Origin of the sequence: Castellaniella sp. S9, from assembly GCF_027257175.1 — a bacterium.
In the GTDB taxonomy this organism is placed as follows: domain Bacteria; phylum Pseudomonadota; class Gammaproteobacteria; order Burkholderiales; family Burkholderiaceae_B; genus Castellaniella.
Map to the genome: position 1 here is coordinate 173,265 of NZ_JAPFGD010000006.1, position 20,142 is coordinate 193,406.

Annotated in this window: 13 protein-coding genes, 1 tRNA gene and 1 pseudogene; 9 read left to right on the plus strand and 6 right to left on the minus strand. The window is 68.7% G+C overall.

Translation table 11 applies throughout. From position 1 onward, the window contains the following. The first annotated feature begins 11 nt into the window (after positions 1–11). From OOZ48_RS11705 to OOZ48_RS11730, 6 genes and pseudogenes are all read left to right on the plus strand, one after another. Positions 12–1,187 (plus strand): ABC transporter substrate-binding protein, encoded by a 1,176-nt coding sequence (locus OOZ48_RS11705; RefSeq protein WP_269498501.1) that lies wholly within the window; start codon positions 12–14, stop codon positions 1,185–1,187. Positions 1,188–1,259: 72 nt separating this feature from the next. Further along, complete coding sequence (locus tag OOZ48_RS11710) at positions 1,260–2,114, plus strand: branched-chain amino acid ABC transporter permease (protein ID WP_269498503.1); 855 nt, start codon at positions 1,260–1,262, stop codon at positions 2,112–2,114. Between the two features lie 11 nt (positions 2,115–2,125). Continuing rightward, entirely contained in the window at positions 2,126–3,181 is a 1,056-nt protein-coding gene (locus OOZ48_RS11715) for a branched-chain amino acid ABC transporter permease (protein ID WP_269498505.1), read from the plus strand. Continuing rightward, positions 3,178–3,930: an ABC transporter ATP-binding protein gene (locus OOZ48_RS11720; protein WP_269498506.1), complete on the plus strand. Its 753-nt coding sequence runs from the start codon at positions 3,178–3,180 to the stop codon at positions 3,928–3,930. The genes OOZ48_RS11715 and OOZ48_RS11720 overlap by 4 nt, the downstream gene beginning before the upstream one ends. Further along, positions 3,923–4,618: pseudogene (locus OOZ48_RS11725) on the plus strand (ABC transporter ATP-binding protein); the annotation flags it as partial. The gene OOZ48_RS11720 and the pseudogene OOZ48_RS11725, both read left to right, overlap by 8 nt. Positions 4,619–4,690: 72 nt before the next feature. After that, on the plus strand, positions 4,691–5,257 hold the full coding sequence (locus tag OOZ48_RS11730; protein WP_269498701.1) for a hemerythrin domain-containing protein: 567 nt from the start codon (positions 4,691–4,693) through the stop codon (positions 5,255–5,257). 81 nt (positions 5,258–5,338) lie between these two features. Here the strand turns inward: OOZ48_RS11730 and OOZ48_RS11735 are convergent, their stop codons facing one another. The 3 genes from OOZ48_RS11735 to OOZ48_RS11745 form a co-directional block, all read right to left on the minus strand. Further along, a complete protein-coding gene (locus OOZ48_RS11735) occupies positions 5,339–6,517 on the minus strand; it encodes a benzoate/H(+) symporter BenE family transporter (protein ID WP_269498508.1) in 1,179 nt (392 codons plus the stop codon). A 15-nt stretch (positions 6,518–6,532) separates the two neighbouring features. Then, the gene (locus tag OOZ48_RS11740; RefSeq protein WP_269498510.1) at positions 6,533–7,807 is read right to left on the minus strand and encodes an EAL and HDOD domain-containing protein; all 1,275 of its coding nucleotides are present in this window, start codon (positions 7,805–7,807) and stop codon (positions 6,533–6,535) included. 152 nt (positions 7,808–7,959) lie between these two features. Beyond that, entirely contained in the window at positions 7,960–10,020 is a 2,061-nt protein-coding gene (locus OOZ48_RS11745) for a sensor histidine kinase (protein ID WP_269498513.1), read from the minus strand. A gap of 98 nt (positions 10,021–10,118) precedes the next feature. Between OOZ48_RS11745 and OOZ48_RS11750 the strand changes: the two genes are divergently transcribed. Beyond that, positions 10,119–10,799 (plus strand): response regulator transcription factor, encoded by a 681-nt coding sequence (locus OOZ48_RS11750; RefSeq protein WP_269498515.1) that lies wholly within the window; start codon positions 10,119–10,121, stop codon positions 10,797–10,799. 45 nt (positions 10,800–10,844) lie between these two features. On the opposite strand, the gene OOZ48_RS11755 is transcribed toward OOZ48_RS11750, so the two are convergent. The 3 genes from OOZ48_RS11755 to OOZ48_RS11765 form a co-directional block, all read right to left on the minus strand. Then, positions 10,845–11,276 (minus strand): type II toxin-antitoxin system VapC family toxin, encoded by a 432-nt coding sequence (locus OOZ48_RS11755; protein ID WP_269498517.1) that lies wholly within the window; start codon positions 11,274–11,276, stop codon positions 10,845–10,847. Next, positions 11,273–11,560, minus strand: coding sequence for a type II toxin-antitoxin system Phd/YefM family antitoxin (locus OOZ48_RS11760; protein ID WP_269498519.1), 288 nt, complete (start codon positions 11,558–11,560; stop codon positions 11,273–11,275). The genes OOZ48_RS11755 and OOZ48_RS11760 overlap by 4 nt, the downstream gene beginning before the upstream one ends. A gap of 122 nt (positions 11,561–11,682) precedes the next feature. Then, positions 11,683–11,761, minus strand: a tRNA-Ile gene (locus tag OOZ48_RS11765). Positions 11,762–11,992: 231 nt separating this feature from the next. On the opposite strand from OOZ48_RS11765, the gene OOZ48_RS11770 reads away from it, so the two are divergent. Both OOZ48_RS11770 and pbpC read left to right on the plus strand, forming a co-directional pair. Continuing rightward, positions 11,993–17,884, plus strand: coding sequence for an alpha-2-macroglobulin family protein (locus OOZ48_RS11770; RefSeq protein ID WP_269498520.1), 5,892 nt, complete (start codon positions 11,993–11,995; stop codon positions 17,882–17,884). Then, positions 17,884–20,118 carry a penicillin-binding protein 1C gene (gene pbpC / locus OOZ48_RS11775; protein WP_269498523.1) on the plus strand — a complete coding sequence of 745 codons (2,235 nt, stop codon included), beginning with the start codon at positions 17,884–17,886 and terminating at the stop codon, positions 20,116–20,118. The genes OOZ48_RS11770 and pbpC overlap by 1 nt, the downstream gene beginning before the upstream one ends. Positions 20,119–20,142: the final 24 nt, after the last annotated feature.

Below are 20,142 nucleotides of genomic sequence, written 5' to 3' on the forward strand. Positions count from 1 at the left end.
GGAGAACCCACATGAATTTCACTAAAAAATTCGGCATGCTGACACTGGCGCTGGGCGCCATGACCATGGCCACCGGCGCGCAGGCGGCCGATGACCTCAAGATCGGCGTCGTCATCCCGATGTCCGGGCCCTTCGCCTCGCACGGCAAACAGATGACCAACGGCCTGAACCTGTTCCTCGCCCAGAACGGCGACACGGTCGCCGGCCGCAAGGTCAAGCTGATCATCAAGGACGACACCGGCGTCGCGCCGGCGGTGGCCAAGCGCCAGGCCCAGGAACTCCTGATCAAGGACAAGGTCGACATCCTGGCCGGCTTCACCCTGACCCCGAACGCGTTCTCGGTTGCGCCGCTGGCCACCGAAGCCAAGGTGCCGATGGTGATCCTCAATGCCGCCACGTCCTCGATCACTGAAAAGTCGCCCAACATCGTGCGCGTGTCGATGACGCTCCCGCAGGTCACCGCGCCCATGGCGCAGTGGGCCTATGACAACGGCATCAAGAACATCTACACCCTGGTCGCCGACTACGGCCCGGGCCACGATGCCGAGAAGCAATTCAAGAAGACCTTCACCGAGCTCGGCGGCACGATCGTCGGCGAGGTGCGCACGCCGGTCAAGAACCCCGACTTCGCGCCGTACCTGCAGCGCATCAAGGACCTCAAGCCCGAGGCGGTGTTCCTGTTCGTGCCCAACGGCGAGCAGGGCGTGGCCCTGGCCAAAGGCTATAAAGAACGCGGCCTCGAGGAGGCCGGCATCAAGGCCCTGGCCACCGGCGACGTGACCGACGAGGACGTCATCGACGCGATGGGCGATGCCGCCATCGGCATGATCAACTCGTTCCACTATTCGCAGGTGCACGAGTCGCCCGAGAACAAGGCTTTTACCGAGGCCTATGCCAAGGCCTATCCGAACGACCGGCCCAATTTCATGGCGGTGGCGGCTTATGACGGCATGCACATGATCTACCAGGCCCTGGAGCAGACCAAGGGCGATGCCAGCGCCGACGCCTTCATGGCGGCCGTCAAGGGCATGAAGTGGATGAGCCCGCGCGGTCCGGTCCAGATCGATCCCGACACCCGCGACATCATCCAGGACGTCTATATCCGCAAGGTCGAGCGCGTCGACGGCGTGCTGCAGAACGTCGAATTCGACAAGATCGAAGCGGTGAAGGACCCGGGCAAGCAGTAAACACATCGCCCGCGGGCGGGACGCCATCGGGGAACCGGCGGCCCGCCCGTCTCATGGCAGGGGACGATCCAAATGACTATATTCTTTGACGGCATTGCCTCGGGCATGCTGCTTTTCCTGATCAGCGTAGGGCTCTCGGTGACCCTCGGGCTGATGAACTTCGTGAATCTCGCGCATGGCGCGTTCGCCATGCTGGGCGGTTATGCCTCCGTGGTGCTGCTCAACAGCTACGGCGTGCCGTTCCTTGCAACGCTGCCCGTGGCCATACTCCTGCCTGCGATCGCCGGCATGATCCTCGAGCGCACCCTGTACCGGCGCCTGTACGCCGCCTCCGAACTGGACCAGGTGCTGTTCTCCATCGGCCTGATGTTCATGGCGATCGCGGCGGCGCATTATTTCTTCGGCGCACAGCAGCAGCCGCTGCATCTGCCCGATTTCCTGACGGGCCAGATCCATCTGCCGGGTCTGGATGTCGGCATTTATCGTCTGTTCCTGATCATCGTCGGCCTGATCATCGCCGTCATGCTGCAATGGTCGGTCGTCAACACGCCGTTCGGCGCGCGCCTGCGGGCCTCGGTCGACAACCAGCGCGTGGCGCGCGGCATGGGCATCGACGTGAACCGCGTATTCAGCCTGACGTTCGCACTGGGCTCGGCCCTGGCGGGCCTGGGCGGCGCGCTGGGCGTTGAAATGCTCGGCCTCGATCCCGAATTTCCGGCCAAGTACCTGGTGTACTTCCTGATCGTGGTGTCGGTGGGCGGCAGCGGCAACATCATGGGCTCGCTGTACGCGGCCATCATCCTGGGTGTCGCCGACGTCGCGGGGAAATACTACGTCCCGCAGATCGGTGCATTCATCATCTACGCCGTCATGGTCGCGACCCTGATCTTCCGTCCCCAAGGCCTGTTCGGTCGCTCTCATAAATAGGGCCCAGACAAATGACTACCAATGCAACGACGACGGGCGCGGCCCCCCGCGCTGCCGACCGGCCGGACTTCCTGAGGCGCTTCCGCCAGGGGGCGCGCTGGCACCCCCTGGAATACCTGTTCTGGTGTATTCCGGTGGCGGCCTATTTCCTGTTCACCGACAATTATCTCCTGCTCAGCCAGATCGCGATCACGGCGCTGTTCGCCATATCGCTGGACCTCATCTTCGGTTATGCCGGCGTGATTTCCCTGGGCCATGCGGCATTCTTCGGCGTTGGCGCCTATGTCGCCGGGATGCTCGGAATCTACGGCCTGGGCGATCCGCTGCTGGGCCTGCTGCTGGGGGCGATCGTCGCCGGCTTCGTGGGCTTTCTCAGCAGTTTCCTGCTGCTGCGCGGCAACGACCTCTCGCGCCTGATGGTGACCTTGGGCGTCGCTCTCATGCTCTACGAGCTGGCCAACAAGTTCACCGACATCACCGGCGGCGTCGACGGGCTGCCGGGCGTCGAGGTCAAGCCCATCCTGGGCCTGTTCGAGTTCGACATGTACGGGCGGGTCGCCTACGTCTATTCGGCCGTGGTGCTGTTCGTGCTGTTCTGGGTGGCGCGCCGGCTGGTGCATTCGCCCTTCGGACAAAGCCTGCGCGGCATCCACATGAACACGCTGCGCATGCCGGCGCTGGGCGTGCCGGTCACGCGCCGCCTGGTCAAGGTCTATACGATCGGCGCCGCCTATGCCGGCGTGGCGGGGGCCCTGCTCACGCAGACCAACCAGTTCGTCTCGATCGACGTGCTGGGCTTCCAGCGCTCGGCCGACTTGCTGCTGATCCTGATCCTGGGCGGCGCGGGGTATCTCTATGGGGCGATCTTCGGTTCGATCGTGTTCGTGGTGATGAATTATCTGCTGTCCGACATGAATCCGCAGTACTGGCAGTTCTGGCTGGGCCTGATCCTGGTCCTGGTGGTGCTGTTCGCTCGCGGCGGCATCATGGGCACGGCGCTGCAATGGATCGAGAACGCGCGACACCGGGCCCGGGACCGGGACCGTGGCCAGGAGGGTCAATCATGAACACCGTTCTCAAGACCCACAATCTGGTCAAGCGTTTCGGCGGCTTCGTCGTGACCGACGACGTCAGCCTGTCGATCCAGCAGGGCGCGCGCCATGCCCTGATCGGCCCCAACGGGGCCGGCAAGACCACGCTGATCAACCTGCTGACCGGGTTCCTCGCGCCGACCTCCGGCAGCATCGAGCTCATGGGCGCGGACGTCACCCAGATGTCGCAGCACGAGCGCTGCCGCAAGGGGCTGGTGCGCACGTTCCAGATCAATCAGCTGTTCGTCGGCATGACGGTGCTGGAATCGGTCACCATGGCGGTCTGCGAGCGCATGGGCCTTGGCAGCCGCTGGTGGAATCCCGTCGGCTCGTATGCCGAGGCGGTGGACGAGGCGGCCGAGATCCTGCGCCGACTTAAGCTCATCGACGATGCCTACGAGGTCACGCGCAACCTGGCCTACGGCCGCCAGCGCCTGATCGAGATCGCCCTGGCCCTCGCGCTGCAACCCAAGGTGCTGCTGCTCGACGAGCCCGCGGCCGGCGTGCCCACCAGCGAAAGCCAGGAACTGTTCGAAACGATCGCCCAGCTGCCCCGGGACGTGACCATCCTGCTGATCGAGCACGACATGAATCTGGTATTCAAGTTCGCCGAACGCATCTCGGTGCTGGTCAACGGCGCCCTGCTGGTCGAGGACACCCCCGACGTGATCGCGCATCATCCGCGCGTCAAGGAAGTCTATCTCGGAGAAAACACCCATGGCTGAGCTGCTGCGCCTGGAGAACGTCTGGGCGGGTTACGGGGACGCCACGATCCTCGAGGACATTTCGCTGTCCCTGAATGCCGGCGAGAGCCTGGCCCTGCTCGGCCGCAACGGCATGGGCAAGACCACCTTGCTGGCCACCCTCATGGGGGCGACGCGCATGCGCAAGGGGCGCATCGTCTACGAAGGCCGGGACATCGCGCAGGTGCCCAGCCACAAGCGGGCCCACGCGGGCCTGGGCTGGGTCCCGCAGGAACGCGAGGTCTTCCGCTCCCTCACCGTCGAGGAAAACCTGCAGGTGATCGCGCGCCCGGGCGACTGGACGCTGGATCGCGTCTACGACATGTTTCCGCGGCTGCGCGAGCGCCGCGCCAACCTCGGCAGCCAGCTCTCGGGCGGCGAGCAGCAGATGCTGGCCATGGGCCGCGCGTTGATGCTCAATCCCCGCCTGCTGCTGCTGGACGAACCCCTCGAGGGGCTGGCGCCGCTGATCGCCCAGGAACTGCTGCACATCATCGACCGCATGGTCGCCGAGGGCAGCATGGCCGTCATCCTGGTCGAACAGCATGCCCGGCAGATCCTGCCCATCACCCGGCAGGCCCTCATCCTCGAGCGCGGACGCATCGTCTACCAGGGGGCCAGCGCCGAGCTGCTGGACAATCCCAGGGCGCTGGATCGCTGGCTGGGTGTCGTATCCTCCGACGCGCAGACCGCCGAGGCGCCGGAGCCGGATGGCCAGCCCGCCCGCATCCCCGCGATCGAGATGATCCGCGAGGAACACCGCGCCCTGGCCGCCGTGCTGCAATGCCTGACCCATTTGATCGACGAGATCGAGGCGGGCCGCCTCGAGCCCGACTTCAAGCTGCTGGCGAGCCTGATCGAATACATCTCCGAGATGCCCGACAAGATCCACCATCCCAAAGAGGACCAGATCTTTGCGCGCCTGCGCCAGTACACCAGCGAGGTCGACGCACACTTGGATCAGCTCGAGGCCGAGCACGCGGTGGCGACCAAGGCCACCGCCAGCATGGACCGCGCACTGGTGCATTATGTGCAGGCGGGCGCCGAGGGATTCGGCGTCTTTCGCGACGCGGTGCGCGCCTACATCGCCGACGAGTGGGTGCACCTGGGCAAGGAAGAGCGCTACATCCTGCCCGCCGCCCGACGGCTGTTGAGCGCCGAGGACTGGCGGGTGATCAACCAGGATTTCGCCCGCAATGGCGACCCCTGGAAGGGCGAGCACAACCAGTATGCCGAGCTCTTCAAGCGCATCGCCAACCTGGCGCCCGCGCCCCTCGGCCTGGGCACGGCACCGGCCGGCGACGCCTGATGTCCGAGGCGGCGCGGATCTTTCCGCGCCGCCTGTTCCGTTCGGATCATGCGCCCGCCCATCGGCGGGGCGTCCGGGCGCTCAGCGGCGCCGGCGCGCCAGCGCGTGGCAGAGGCCGCCCAGCACCAGTCCCCAGAATGCGCTGCCCACGCCCAGCAGGCTCATGCCCGAGGCGGTCGCCAGGAACGTGACCAGCGCCGCCTCGCGGCCCTCGGGCTCGCGCAAGGCTTCCGAGATGCCGGCTCCCAGCGTGCCCAGCAGCGCGAGGCCGGCGATGGCGGCCACGAGCGCCGCCGGGAAAGCGGCGAACAGGCCGACGACGGTCGCGCCGAAGACACCCGTGGCGAGGTAGAACAAGCCCGCCCAGACCGAGGCCTTGTAGCGTTGCGCGGCATCGGGATCGGCATCGGGACTCATGCAGATGGCGGCTGTGATCGCCGCCAGGTTGAAGGAAAACCCCCCCAGGGGCGCCAGCGCGACGCCCGCCAGGCCGGTCCAGGTGATCAGCGGCGAGGCCGGCGTGTCGTAGCCGTTGGCGCGCAGCACGGCCAGGCCCGGCACGTTCTGCGACGTCATGGTGACGATGAACAGCGGGATGCCGATCCCCAGCAGCGCCGGCCACGAGAATTCGGGCGCCATCCAGACCGGCCGCGTCGGCGTCCAGTCCAGGCCGCCCAGGTGCAGCATGCCCGCACCGGCGGCCCACAGGATGCCCGCCAGGAAGGCCAACGGCACCGCATAGCGCGGCAGCAGGCGACGGGCGACGATGAACGTCGCGAACATCAGCAGGACCAGCGCCGCCTGCTCGCGTACCGCGCCGAACAGCGCCAGGCCGAATTGCAGGAGTATGCCCGCCAGCATGGCGTTGGCCAGATTGCGCGGCATGTGGTCCATGATCCGCTGGAACCATCCGGTGACTCCGCTGAGCGTGATCAATGCGGACGAGAACAGGAACACGCCGATCGCCTGCGACATGCCGATGTCGCCCAGGCTGGTGGCCAGCAGGGCGGCGCCCGGCGTGGACCAGGCGGTCAGGACGGGCGTGCGCCAGGCCAGCGACAACCCGATGCAGGTCACGCCCATGCCGATGCCCAGCGCCCACATCCACGAGCCCAATTGAGCCGGATCGGCGCCCGCGGCGCTGGCGGCCTGGAACACGATGGCCACGGAGCTGGTGTATCCGACCAGCACGGCGATGAAGCCTGAAGAGACGTGCGAAATCCGCAGCCAGCGGCCAAGGAACGCCAGGGCTTGTTGCATGAAGGGTCCGTCCGCCTATTGCGCCGCCTGGGTGATGGCGTGGCTCCATTCGAAGGCTTGCTGGATCAGGCCTGCGAGTGCTCCGGCATCGACGCCCAGCGCCTGCGTGAGCGGCGCCGGATCCTCGGCGGCATCGCCCGCCATGGGGAATACCAGGGCGGCGAGGCGCAGGTCCGGCCCCAGCGGCCCCGAGCGGTCGATCAGGGCCTGGCGGATCGGGGCGTCGACCGTGATCTGGCCAAGGAGGACGGACATGGAAAGGCCGACGAACAGATGATCCATGGTCGACAGCATGCCGGTGGTGAAGGCCGCCTCGGCGCGCACGTGCTGCTCGGGATGGCGCAGCAGCGAGAGGTGCTCGAGGAAGTGGGCACGGGCGCAGGCCTGGACCAGGATGGGCGAGAGGTAGCCTTTGGGCTGGCCCGCCTCGGTGTACATCAGCATCTGGATCCAGCGCTGCAACTGGCGGCGGCCCAGCAGCATGATCGCCTGGTTCAGCGACTCGACTTCCTTGGGCAGGCCGAAGGCCGGCGTGTTGACCATGTTCAACAAGGTCCTGACGAGCTCCGGATCCTGTTCGAGGCAGGCCTGGATCTCGGGAATCTCGCTGTCGCCCATGATGAGGGTGACGAGCTTGAGCAGCAGTTTCTGCCGGGCGCTGATGGCCGTCCCCGCCGCCTGTCCGGGCGCGGGCCAGGCGCCCTGGAAGCGCGTGAAGCCCAGCAGCAGCGAGGTTTCGAACTCTTCGTGCGAGCGGACCTGGCCCAGGTGCAGCTGGCGCCCCGCCTGCTTGTGCGGCAGGCTTTGACGAAAGATCTCGGCCTTGGAACTGCGCTCGGGATCGAACCAGATCGCCCGGCAGAACGGCAGCAGGGGCTCGTAGGCCGGGCTGGCAGCCAGGTCCGCGCGCAGCGTAAAGCGCAGCCCCGAGCGCGAGATTCCCGCAAAGGCCTGGACCTGTTCCGGCGTGATCTCGAGCCCCTCGGGGATCTCGAGCAGCGTTTGATTGTGGGGCAGCATGTGGGTAAAGGACTGGCGCAGCAGCCCGGGGCTGGCCGCGAACTGATGCGGCAGGAAGCCCAGGACCCGGTTGACGTCGTGGGTCCGGCAGTGCGCGATGATCGCCTCGCCCGGGTCGTGCCGTCCGTCCTCCAGCCACAGGGGCTGCAGCAGGTATCCGACCAGCCCGCGGTTCTTGTCCAGGAGGGGCTCGCGCCGCATCACGCAAGGCGGCGGGGCGGATTCCTGGCTGGGTGCGCCAGTTTCAGCGAGCGTGGCTGTCGGCCCCATGGGCGTGTCTCCGGGTCATTATGCTGTTGTTACGCTTCATGCTGTGTTTGAGTGTCCGTATGAGGCGGTTGCATATTATAGATTTAGTATCAGTCGAGTGGGCAATCGGGTGAAGGGCCGGGCCGGGGGCGGCCGTCCGGGTTCGCGCACGCTCAGTCCGGCGCGGCGGGGCTTGGCGGCGAGCCGCCCTGGGCCGTCAATGGCACGCTCAGGCGAAAGCAAATGGGCGCCTGGCCGCCGCAGCCCGTCAGCTCGACGTCGCCCCCCAGCTTGCGGGCGATCGTGCGCACCAGATACAGGCCCAGGCCGGCGCCCGGGCGGTGCTGGGCGTTGCGGCCGCGGAAGTATTTCTGGAAGAGATGGTCTCGCTCCTGCGGCGAGATCGGCGCGCCCGGATGGGCCACGTCGAACAAGACCCGGCCGCCTTCGGTCCGCAGGGTGACGTCGATGGCCGTGGCAGGCGGGGCGTGGCGGTCGGCATTGGAGAGCAGGTTGCGCAGGGCGATGTGCAGCAGGCTGGCGTCGCTGACCAGGCCCTCGATCCGCGGCGCGGGCGCGCAGGCCAGGCGCTCGGCGGGGAATTCCAGGCGCAGACGTTCGATCAGGGCATGGGGGTCGCAGGCCTGCAGCAGCGGCTCCACCTGGGTTTCCCCCATGCGGTGGTCGGTGAGGTAGTCGTCCACCAAGGTGAGGAGGCGCTTGGCGGCGTCCCGGATGTTCTGGCAGCGCTGCAGGTTTTTTTCGGCGGGGGCGTCCAGGTTGTTGCCCAGCTGCTGGGCCGACGTGCCGATGACGGCCAGCGGGGTGCGGAATTCATGCGAGACCATGGCGACGAAGTCGCGCTGCTCCTCGCGCACCCTGCGCTCGAGTTGCAGGGCGGCGCGCAGTTCCTCCTCGAGGACCTCGCGGCGCCGGATTTCATCGCGCAGCGCGGCCGTGCGGCGCGTCACCTTTTGCTCGAGCCGCTGGTTGTCCTGCATGGCCAGTTCCGCGACCAGGTTGGCCTGTTGCCGCTCGCGGGCGCGGCGGGCGCGCTCGTGGCCGCCGATGATGGCGCTGCCCAGCAGGACCATGTGCAGCATGGTCCCCAGGGCCGAGGCGTGCTCGGTCCAGGCATTGACCGGCAGGATGCCCAGGTTGCGCAGGAAACTGATCAGCACGCCCAGGTAGAAAACGCCAAAGATCAGGAGGAAGGCCCGCGCGGGTCGATGGCCGCGCATCAGCAGATGCACCGCCAGTGCGCTGAAGACCAGGATCAGCAGCAGGGCGGCCCACTGGACCGGCAGGATCCCCGCCGCATAGCGGCCCACGACTATCAGTAGCGCGCAGCCGGCGGCGATGACGGCGACGGTGATCGCCAGTGCTCGGTCCAGGCGCGGATAGACTGTTTCAAGCGCCAGCTGGCGCAGGGTCATCAGGGAGGCGATGACCAGACTGCAGGCGATGCTGACGCCCAGCAGGCGGTCGCTGAGCCAGACCGGCAGGTTGGTGATCTGTTGGATCAGGCCCAGCGACATGGCCTCGTTGAACACGCAGCCGCCGAGGTAGGCGAGGAACAGGCCGCTCAGGGGCGCGCGGGTGGCGAGCCAGAAGACGGCATGCACGCAGATGAGCAGCAGGTAAAAGCCGAAGTACAGGCCGAAGAACAGGCCTTCGCGCCGCGTGACATTGTCGAAATCCAATCGTTGCCAGATCTCGGCCTGCGTGGCCAGCGCGTTCTTGGACTGCAGCCGGACCAGCAGCGTCTGGGGCCCCTCGTGCTGGGGCAGGAACAGGAACGCCGGGCTGCGGTAGCCGACCGACCAGCGGTCGCGCGGCACGTTCTCGCCGCCCGTGCCCAGCAATGTCCATGCGCCGTCCCGCTCGCCATAGAGCCGCACGTCGTCGATCAGGGCATTGTTCAGGCGCAGGATCCAGCCGCCGGGGGGCCGGAACCCCACGTCCAGCGGCAGCCGCAGCCAGATCGCCGCGTCGGTGAAACCGGCGCTCAGGCTGCCGGGCAGGGCGGTCCAGGCGTCGGATTGCCGGGCCTGCGCGGCATCGAGGCTGCCGCCCGCATCCACCAGCATCTCGAGGTGGCCGGCCGCATGGAAAACAGGTTCCTCACTGGTCAGGCGCAGCGGGGCCGAGGCCGCGACGGCCGTCAGGGCGGCCCACAGCAGGCCGCCCAGGGCCAGGCGCCGAAGCCCCCCGATCGCATGAAAGTAATGCATGTCCAGCGCGCTCCTCCTGATCCGACAAGATGCGAAATTCGTGTTGTAATCGATGGCATGCTTGGTGCGCATTCATTTTTAACATCGACGACGCGCTCATGGTCGATCTGATCCTGCTCGAAGACGAGCCCACCTTGCGCGAGGAGATCGCGGAATTTCTGGAATCGCGCGGTTATGAGGCGACGTGTGCCGCCAGCATGGCCGAGTTCGAGCAGCGGTTCGATCCAGGGCGCCACCGGGTGGCCATCATAGACATCGGGCTGCCGGACGGCAACGGCTTGCAATTGATCGAGCGCCTGCGCGCCACCGGCCTGGGCCTGGGTATCGTCGTGTTCAGCGCGCGCGGAACCAGCACGGACAAGATCGCCGGTCTGGACGTCGGGGCCGACCACTATCTGGGCAAAGGCTGCGACCTGGACGAGCTGGCCTCGACGCTGTCGGCCCTGGCCAAGCGCCTGGACCTGCGCCCGCGGGAGCGCTGGCGGCTCGAGGTCGGTGCCAGACGCCTGCATGCCCCCTCGGCGCCGCCCGTCACGCTGTCGCAACAGGATGCGGCGGTGCTGCACTGCCTGATGCAACAGGCCGGCACGGTCGTGGGCCACCAGGAAATCAACCGGGCGCTCGGCGCGCAGGCCCGCGACGACGAGCAACAGCGCCTGGATGCCCAGATGAGCCGGCTGCGGCGCAAGATCCAGGACGACTGCGGCCAGATCCTGCCGGTCAAGATGCTGCGCAACCGGGGCTACTGCTTTTATTCGCCGGCCGAGATCCAGGACTGATGCGCGGGCGAAGTCGGGTTGCCCGACGAAAGAGCCGGAAACCAATCACGCGCTGATTGATTCCCATGGATCGACGACGGCCACACCCGTCGGCTCGAAGTCCGCCACGTTGCGCGTGACCACTGTCATGCCGTGCACCAGCGCCGTTGCCGCGATGAGCGCGTCGCGCTCGCCGTGCTTGTCTGGTACATGCAAGCGGGCGCAGCGCTGTGCCACAGCGGTATCGATAGGCAAGGTGCGCTCGGAGAACTCGGGTAGCACGTGCTGCTCCAGCCACGAGCGCAGCAGGGCCCCCTGGGCAGCGTCCTTGCGTTCGATCGATAGAACGCCGAGTTCCAGTTCCATGACGGTGATGGCCGATACGAAGAGGTCGGCGGTATCAACGCCTTCCGTCCATGCCGCCACATTCACATCGGCCTTGCCAAGCCGCAGCTTGCGCAGTTCCGACAGCACGTTGGTGTCAAGCACGTACATCATGAGAGATCGGCCGGCCGGACTCCAATGGTCACGCGCGGCAGTTCAAACTCGATGTCCGCGACACCCGGCATCGCCAACGCATCGGCAATGTTGCGCCGCTGCTGCGTCAGCCGCTGATAGTCCTCGAAGCTCAACAGTACATGCGCGGGCTTGCCGCGATCCGTGATGAACACCGGGCCGCTCTTGGTGGCCTTCTTTGCCCGCGTCACGTCCTGGTTCAGCTCGCGACTGGATAGGGTGTGATGGTCATAGGGCGCCTCCTGCACCAATTTATGTAGTTGCATTACTACAATTTTGGCCGGGAAACAAGTCGCATCGAGGGGTGGGGCAGGCGCAGGCGCCGCGGCATCACGCCGCGCACAAAAAAGGGAAACCAGCCATCGGCGGCTGAATTCCCTGCGCATCCTGGTGGGCCCCCCGTGAGTCGAACACGGCACCAACGGATTATGAGTCCGCTGCTCTAACCAAGCATGAGCTAGAGGCCCGGATCCGCCGCTCGGCGACTGTCTGCCTGCTGCCAGACGCCAGGGCGAAGCAGGCAATTATGGCACAAGACGATGCCCTACGGGCAAGCGCCGGCTGGGCGCCGGGCGTCTCGCAATCTGTCACCACTGGCTTGCGTGCCATCCCCGCATGGATGGTAAGCTCGCCGGAACAACAAGGACGGAGGGCATATGGGGCGGATTGCCGGAGGACTCCTGGCAGGGGTGTTGGCCATGGCGGGGGCCTGCGCGGCCGGCGCCGTCGAAGTCGCCCGGTTCACCCCCCAAGGCGTGGCCGCCCGTGTGGCGCAAGTCCAGGCCGATTTCACGGCGCCGGCCGTCGCCCTGGGCGACGACGAGGCCCTCGACCCGTTCCTGATTCAGTGCGATGCCGGGGCGTCCGCCGGGACGGGTCGCTGGGTCGATCCGCAGCATTGGGTCTATACCTTCCGCAAGCCGCTGGCCGCTGCGGCGTCGTGCTCGGCCAGCGTCAACCCCGATTTTCGTGACCTGGACGGCTGGCCGCTCCCCCAGGCGGCGCCCTATGCGTTCACGACAGGGGGGCCGCGCCCTACGCTGCGCCGGCCATGGGGCTCGACGATCGACGAGGACCAGGTGTTCGTCCTGTCCTTTGATGCGCCGGTGGCCGCGCAGTCGGTGGCCGCGCATACGGTGTGCCGCGTGCAGGGCATGGGCGAGGCCGTGGCGGTGCGCCTGATCGAGGGGGAGGCCCGGCGCCAGATTCTTTCCGCGACAGGCATGGAGGACGCCGTCGCCGATGCCGGCACGCAACTGGTGCAGTGCAAGCGCATGCTGCCCGCAAAGGGCGGGGTCAGGCTGGAGGTGGGGCGCGGGGTCCGGACGCTGGCGGCCGCCGGGGGTGCGGCGGTGGCCGGCACGCAAGCCCGCGGTTTCGATTTCCAGGTGCGCGAGTCGTTTTCGGCCGGCATGCGCTGCCTGCGCGAGCATGCGCAGGCCGACTGCTCGCCGCTGGGCGATATCGTGCTCCGGTTCTCCGCCCCGGTGCCGGCTGAGCTGGCGATGGCCGCGACGCTGCAGACCCCGCAGGGCGAGCGCCGCCCGGCGGCCCTGGGGGAGGACGCGCCCGACGTCGTCGACGAGCTGCGTTTCGAGGCGCCGTTCCCCGAGAACGCGGCCCTGCGCCTGGCCTTGCCCGCGGATGTCCGCGACGATGCGGGCCGCCGCCTGACGAACCGCTCCCGGTTCCCGCTGTCGATCCGGACCGCGGCCCTGCCGCCTCTGGTGAAATTCGCGTCGGGGACTTTCGGGCTCATCGAACGATTTGCCGAGGCGCCGGCCGCCTCCGACGAGGCGATCGCCGCGGTGCCGCTGGCGCTGCGCCGCGTCGGGCCGGACCTGTTGACGCGCGAATTGACCTTGTCGGCAGGGACGGCACGGGACCATGTGACCACCGATGATGTCGAGGCGTTGCGCTGGTATGCCAAGGTCGCGCTGTTCGATGGGGGCGCGCTGACCGCCGGACAGATCGAGGATGCGCGCGCCTTGCGGCCGCTGCGCGACGAGGCGCCCGAGGCGCCCCGCATCGACCTGCGCAAGGTGTCGCTGTTCGATGCGGCGGATGCGGCGCGCACCCTGCGGCTGCCGGGCGTGTCGCAGGATCCGACGATCGAGGTGGTGGGCGTGCCTGTGGCCGAACCGGGCTTTCACGTGATCGAGGTCGAGTCCCCGCAGCTCGGCGCCGCGCTGTTGGGCGAGCAGGCATCCGTCCATGTGCGCACCGCCGTCCTGGTGACCAATCTAGCCGTGCATATCAAGACCGGTCGCGACGACATGCTGGTGTGGGTGACCTCGCTGGATGACGGGCGGTCGGTCGCGAATGCGCGGGTGTCGGTCCTCGATTGCGCCGGCGCGCGGCTGGACCGGGGCGAAACCGACGCCGACGGGCTGTGGCATCGCATGGGGGCCCTCGAAGAATCCAGGGATTGCCTCGGCCAGTCCTCGGGCCTGTTCGTGACGGCGCGCATACCCGCCGGCCACCCCGATGCCGATGGCCAGGCGGATTTTTCCTTCGCCTGGACGTCCTGGAATCGCGGCATCGAATCCTGGCGCTTCCCGGTGTCGACCGACACGTCGCACACGCCCGACCTGGCGGCGCATGCCGTATTTGACCGGACCCTGCTGCATCCGGGTGAAACCGTGTCGATGAAGCTCTTTGCGCGCACCCTGACGCGTGCCGGCCTGGACAATCCCCCGGCCTCGCGCCTGCCGCCGCAGGCCGTGATCGAGCACGAAGGCTCCGGCGAGCGGACCGAGATCGACCTGGACTGGGTCTTGAGCCCCAGCGGCGGTCAGTATGCGCTGGCGCACTACGCGTTGCCGCCCACGGCCAAACTCGGGCGCTACGCCGTGAGGCTGGAGGGACCGCCGCCGGACGAGGCGGACCGCTGGATGGGTGCGCCCGCCTACGAGGCCGGTGAATTCCGGGTCGAGTCTTTCGAACTGCCAGTGCTGACGGGCAGCCTCAAGCTCGACGGCCCGCAGGCATCCGCAGGCGCCCTGATTGCGCCCGAATCGGTGCGGGCCGACGTGCAGCTCGCCTACGTGTCGGGCGGCCCGGCGGCCGGGCAGGAGGTCCTGCTGTCCGCGGTCTCCCGGCCGCGGGATGTCGAATTCGACGGCTACGAGGATTTTGCATTCGGCGTGCCCGACGGCATGCGTACCGACGAGGATCGGGACAGCATCCAGGGCCTGCGCCGGCTGATCCTCGACAAGCGCGCGCTGCGGCTCGACGAGCAGGGCGGTGCGCGGGTCGACCTGCCGGATCTGCCCGTGCCGCTCGAGCCCCAGTCCTGGCTGGTCGAGGCCAGTTTCACCGATCCCAATGGCCGGGTCCAGACCCTTGCGCGGGCGGTGCCGGTCTGGCCCTCGGCGGTGGTGGTCGGCCTGCGCGCCGGCGGCTCCGTGGCCAGCGGCAAGGAGGCGCAGATCACCGTCGTGGCGCTGGACCCCTCGGGTCGTCCGCTGCGGGATGTCGAGGTCAGTCTGGACGGCCGTGTGCGCACGGTCTACTCGACGCGCAAGCGCCTGGTGGGCGGTTTCTACCGCTACGACTCCTACGACAAGGTCGACGATCTGGGCACGCTGTGCCAGGGCAGGACCGACGAGCGCGGCGTGCTCGCCTGCCTATTGCGCATGGACCGGTCCGGCGAGATCCAGCTCTTTGCCACCGCCGCGGATGCGCAGGGCCGCGCGTCGCGCGCGGCCGCCTCGGTCTGGGTCTGGGGGGGCGAGACCTGGTTCGGCGGTGGCGAGGATGATCGCATCGACGTGATCCCCGAGCGCAAGACCTGGAAACCCGGCGAGACCGCGCAGTTCCAGGTCCGTATGCCGTTCAGGCATGCGCAGGCGCTGGTGGCGGTGGAGCGCGAGGGCGTGCTCGAGACCCGCGTGGTCGAGCTCGACGGCGAGCAGCCCGTCATCCGGCTGCCGGTCAAGGCCGAATGGGGACCGAATGTCTATGTCTCGGTGCTGGCGGTCCGCGGCCGCATCCGCGAAATTCCCTGGTCCTCCTTTCTGTCGTGGGGCTGGCGCGAGCCGCTGGATTGGTACCGGGCCTGGTCTCGCGATGCCGAGGACGTCCCCGCGCCGACCGGGTTGGTGGATTTGGCCAAGCCCTCGTTTCGTTTCGGGCTGGCCGAGATCCGGGTCGATGACGGCAGCGACCGCCTGCAGGTGGCGGTACGCGCGGACCGGCCCCAATATCAGGTCCGCGAGACGGCGCAGGTGGACGTCGAGGTCAAACTCCCCGACGGCGCGCCGGCGGCGGGCGCCAGCGTCGCCTTTGCCGCCGTGGACGAGGCGCTGCTGGAGCTGATGGGCAACGCCAGTTGGGACGTGTCCTCGGCCATGCGCGTCCCGCGCGGCTACGGGGTCGAGACCGCCACCGGGATGGGCGAGGTCGTGGGGCGCCGGCACTACGGCCGCAAGGCGGTGCCTGACGGCGGCGGCGGGGGTTTCAGCCCGACGCGCGAGCTCTTCGACACCCTGTTGCTGTGGCGCGGCGAGGTGGTGCTGGATGGCGACGGCCGCGCCCGCATCGAAGTGCCGCTGAACGACTCCCTGACCCGCTTCCGGCTGGTGGCGATCGCCGATTCGGGGCCCTCGCTGTTCGGCACCGGGCAGGCCGACGTCGTCGTCACGCAAGACCTGCAGCTCATCGCCGGTCTGCCCCGGCTGGTGCGCGGCGGCGATGCTTACACGGCGCGCGTGACGGTGCGCAACCGGACCGATCAAGCCATGGAGGTGCATGCCGAGGCGAGGATGGGGCTCGCCGGGGGCGCGGCGCGGGATCTCGAGGCCCGCTCGCTCAGCCTGCAGCCGGGTGGGGCCGGTGTCCTCGAATGGCCGGTCACCGCGCCGGCGGCGTCCGATGATGCCGGCCGCGGGACGCTCGAGTGGGATATCCGGGCCCGTGGCGCCCCGGCGGGCGGGGGCGATGGCGCGGCGGACCGTCTCGTCGTCACCCAGCAACTGGTCCCGGCCGTGCCGATCCGGGTGCGTCAGGCCAGCCTGATGCCGCTGCGGGCCGGCGAGCCGCTGCGGATTCCCGTGGACCCGACGCCGGCGGCGCTCGAGGATGCGGCCGGCCAGGTTCGCGGCGCGGTGCGGGTCGGCCTGCAATCCAGCCTGGCGGGCGTCATGCCCGGCGTGCGCGCCTGGTTGGCCGACTATCCCTATACCTGCGTGGAACAGCTCAGCGCCAAGGCCCTGGGCCTGCGCGATCCGGCGGCCTGGGAGGCCCTGATGCAGCGCCTGCCCGGCTACCTGGACGCGCATGGCTTGGCGGCGTATTTTCCCGGCGGAACGGGCAGCGTGGCCCTGACGGCGCACCTGCTGTCGATCACGGCCGAGGCCCGCGCGCTGGGATGGCCCTACGAGCTGCCCGCGGCGCTGCGCGAGCGCATGGTGGCGGCCCTGCAGGATTTCGTGCTGGGCCGGATCGAATCGCCCGCCTGGGCGCCCGTGCGCGACGAGGCCTGGCGCAAGGTGATTGCCATCGAGGCCCTGGCGCGCAACGGCGGCTATCGGCCGGGCATGCTCGACAGTATCGACCTCCACGTGGCGGACTGGCCCAGCCCGGCCCTCGTGGACTGGCTGTCGATCCTGCGCCATGCGCCCGGCATCGACCGGCATGCCAAGCGTCTGGCCGAGGTCAAGGCCCTGCTGCGGGGACGCCTCGCACGCCACGGCACCACATTGGTGCTGAACGACCCCACGGCCGACAGCGGTTGGTGGCTGATGAGTTCCGCCGAGGGCACCCAGGCACGCCTGATCATGGCGCTGCTGGGCGAGGCGGACTGGCGCGAGGATCTGCCGCGCCTGGCCATGGGCCTGGTGGGCATGCAGCGGCAGGGCGCATGGCCGACCACCACGTCCAACGCGCTGGGCACCCTGGCGATGGCGCGTTTTGCGCAGGCCTTCGAACAGCAGGCGGGCGAGGGGGATATCCGCATCGGTCTCGTGGGCGGTGCGCCGCCGCAGACGCTCTCCTGGCAGGCGATGCCCGAGCACGACGGCGTGCGCACGCAAACCATCGACCTGCCGTGGGCCGGCCCCGGACGGGATGTGCTGCGCCTGGAGGCGCACGGCACGGGCGGCGGCTGGGCCACCGTCAGCACATTGACGGCCGTGGCGGCCGATCAGCCCGAAGATGCCGGCCTGCGCCTCGAGCGCCGGATCACGGCGGTGTCGCGGGCGCACCCCGAGCGCTGGTCGCCGGGCGATGTGTATCGCGTCCACCTGCGCATCGAGGCCGGGGCTGCGACGGTGTGGGCGGTGCTCAGCGATCCGGTGCCCGCCGGCGCATCCATCCTGGGTGGCGGCCTCGGGCGCGATTCCGCCATCGCCACCCGCGGCGAACAGGCGCCGGACGAGGGCATCAGGCCCACCTTCGTCGAGCGCGATGCCGGCATGTACCGGGCGTATTTCGAGGTGCTGCCGCGCGGGGTCCACGACGTCGAGTACACCGTGCGGGTCGACGCGCCCGGACGTTTCCAGATGCCGCCCACGCGCATCGAGGCCTTGTACCAGCCCGAGGTCCATGGCAGCGTGCCCAATGCGCCCTTCGATGTCGAGGCGCCCTGATGGCGGGCGCCCGTCTGCTGGCGGGCCTGGCCCTGTGCGTATGGGCGGCGCAGGGGTGGGCCTTGCCCGGCTATGAGGCGGTGCGCGCGGCCCATCGGCCGTCCGACGTGCGCGTGCTGGCCTCCGATGGCGAGGTCGTCCAGCGGGTACGCATGGATTTTTCCGGCCGTCGCGGGGACTGGGTGGCGCTGGAGGATGTCTCCGTGGCTTTGCAGCGGGCGGTGCTGCGCTCCGAGGACAGCCGCTTCTATGAGCACGCCGGCATGGATTGGCTGGCCATGGCGCGCGCCGCCTGGCGCACCGTGGTCAGCGGCGATGTCCAGGGGGCTTCGACCCTCAGCATGCAGCTTGCCGCGCTGTTGGACGATGATCTGCGGCGCGGTCCCGGGGGCCGGGGGCTCATGCAAAAGATCGACCAGGTCCTGGCGGCCCGGGCACTCGAGGACGGCTGGACCAAGCAGCAGATCCTCGAGGCTTATTTGAACCTGGTCGCGTTTCGAGGCGAGCTGGTCGGGATCGATGCCTTGGCGCGGGTGATGTTCCAGAAGCGCGCCGCGGCGCTGGACGACCGGGAGTCGGCCCTGGCCGCGGTGATGCTGCGCGGGCCGAACGCTACACCGACGGTTCTGACCCGGCGCGGCTGCGCATTATTGCGCGAACTCGGACATCCAGGGGATTGCGCCGGACTGCGCGACCTCGTCGAACGCGCCCTGCGCCGCACGGCGGCGCACCGTCGGGATGCGCCTGGCCTGGCGCCGCATTTCGCGCGCCTGCTGGTCGCGCATCGGACGGCAAGGGGCGGCGATGTGCTGCCCAGCGCCCTGGACCGGGATTTACAGCAGGCAGCCCTGGCCTCGATCCGCCGGCACCTGCGGGACTTGCGGGGGACCGGCGTCACCGATGCGGCGGCCGTGGTGTTGGACAATCGCAGCGGCGCGGTCCTGGCCTATGTGGGATCCTCCGGCGAATTTTCGGATGCCCGCGCGGTGGATCATGCGCGGGCCCTGCGCCAGGCGGGCTCGACGCTCAAACCTTTCCTGTACGGCATGGCCTTGGACGAGGCGCGCCTGACGGCCGCCTCACTGCTGGATGACCGTCCCCTGGACCTGGACGGTGGTGGCGGCCTCTACATTCCCGGCAATTACGACGGACGCTTCAGCGGCTGGGTCAGCGCCAGGCTGGCACTGGCCTCGTCGTTGAACATCCCGGCGGTGCGTGTGGCCATGATGGTGACGCCCGAGGCCCTGGCACGCCGCCTGTCGGCCCTGGGACTGCCGCTGACCCACGATGGCGATTACTACGGCTACAGCCTGGCGCTGGGCAGCGCGGACGTCAGCCTTCTGTCGCTCGCCAATGCCTACCGCACGCTGGCGCGCGGCGGCCGCCATGCGCCGGTGGACCTGGATGCCGCCGCATGGGCCGGGCGCGCAGGTCCGCAGACCGGCACGCCGCTCTTTTCGCCGGGAGCGGCCTGGATCGTGGGCGACATCCTGGCCGACCGGCAGGCGCGCGCCCGGACCTTCGGACTGGACAGCCCTCTGTCGACCCCATTCTGGACGGCGGTCAAGACCGGCACCAGCCGCGACATGCGTGACAACTGGTGCGTCGGCTGGTCGCCCGACTACACCGTGGGCGTCTGGGTGGGCAACAGCGCGGGCGCAAGCATGCGCGAGGTGTCCGGCGTCAGCGGGGCAGGCCCGATCTGGCACGACCTGATGGCCTGGCTGCACCGCGGCCGCGGCGCCGCCCCGCCTCCCAAGCCCGCTGGCGTCGTGCATGCCCCTGTGCATTTTTCCCCGGGCCTGGAACCCGACCGCGAGGAATTTTTCCTGGGAGATACCGCGCAGGCGATCTTCGCGGCCGGACCGACCCGCGAGTCGTTCGAGGAGGATGCGAACCGGGCAGTCGGGCGGGTGGCGGCGGCGGAGGCACGCGCCTTGCGCATCGCCGAGCCCATGGACGGCACGATCATGGCGCTGGATCCGGATATTCCCATCGAGCGGCAGCGCCTGCGGCTACGGGCGATCGATGCAGCGGCCCGCCGGGTCGCCACGGCGCGCTGGGTCCTGGATGGGGAGCGTTTGCAGGGGGATGAGTGGTTGCCCCGGCCCGGACGCCACGTATTCGAGCTGCGCGGCCCTGACGACCAGGTGCTCGATCATGCGCGGGTCGTCGTGCGCGGCGGTCGTTTCCTGGGCGGGGCACCCGCCGGCGAGCCGCCGATGGCTCAATGAGGATACAGGTTTGCAGTCAGTTGG

Excerpts from the sequence above, each read along its gene's own strand:
- OOZ48_RS11730 (WP_269498701.1), top strand. The coding sequence starts at position 4,691 with ATGATCCGCGAGGAACACCGCGCCCTGGCCGCCGTGCTGCAATGCCTG.
- OOZ48_RS11710 (WP_269498503.1), top strand. The coding sequence starts at position 1,260 with ATGACTATATTCTTTGACGGCATTGCCTCGGGCATGCTGCTTTTCCTG.
- OOZ48_RS11735 (WP_269498508.1), bottom strand. The coding sequence starts at position 6,517 with ATGCAACAAGCCCTGGCGTTCCTTGGCCGCTGGCTGCGGATTTCGCAC.
- OOZ48_RS11715 (WP_269498505.1), top strand. The coding sequence starts at position 2,126 with ATGACTACCAATGCAACGACGACGGGCGCGGCCCCCCGCGCTGCCGAC.
- OOZ48_RS11740 (WP_269498510.1), bottom strand. The coding sequence starts at position 7,807 with ATGGGGCCGACAGCCACGCTCGCTGAAACTGGCGCACCCAGCCAGGAA.
- OOZ48_RS11755 (WP_269498517.1), bottom strand. The coding sequence starts at position 11,276 with ATGATGTACGTGCTTGACACCAACGTGCTGTCGGAACTGCGCAAGCTG.
- OOZ48_RS11770 (WP_269498520.1), top strand. The coding sequence starts at position 11,993 with ATGGCGGGGGCCTGCGCGGCCGGCGCCGTCGAAGTCGCCCGGTTCACC.
- OOZ48_RS11745 (WP_269498513.1), bottom strand. The coding sequence starts at position 10,020 with ATGCATTACTTTCATGCGATCGGGGGGCTTCGGCGCCTGGCCCTGGGC.
- OOZ48_RS11750 (WP_269498515.1), top strand. The coding sequence starts at position 10,119 with ATGGTCGATCTGATCCTGCTCGAAGACGAGCCCACCTTGCGCGAGGAG.
- OOZ48_RS11760 (WP_269498519.1), bottom strand. The coding sequence starts at position 11,560 with ATGCAACTACATAAATTGGTGCAGGAGGCGCCCTATGACCATCACACC.
- pbpC (WP_269498523.1), top strand. The coding sequence starts at position 17,884 with ATGGCGGGCGCCCGTCTGCTGGCGGGCCTGGCCCTGTGCGTATGGGCG.
- OOZ48_RS11720 (WP_269498506.1), top strand. The coding sequence starts at position 3,178 with ATGAACACCGTTCTCAAGACCCACAATCTGGTCAAGCGTTTCGGCGGC.
- OOZ48_RS11705 (WP_269498501.1), top strand. The coding sequence starts at position 12 with ATGAATTTCACTAAAAAATTCGGCATGCTGACACTGGCGCTGGGCGCC.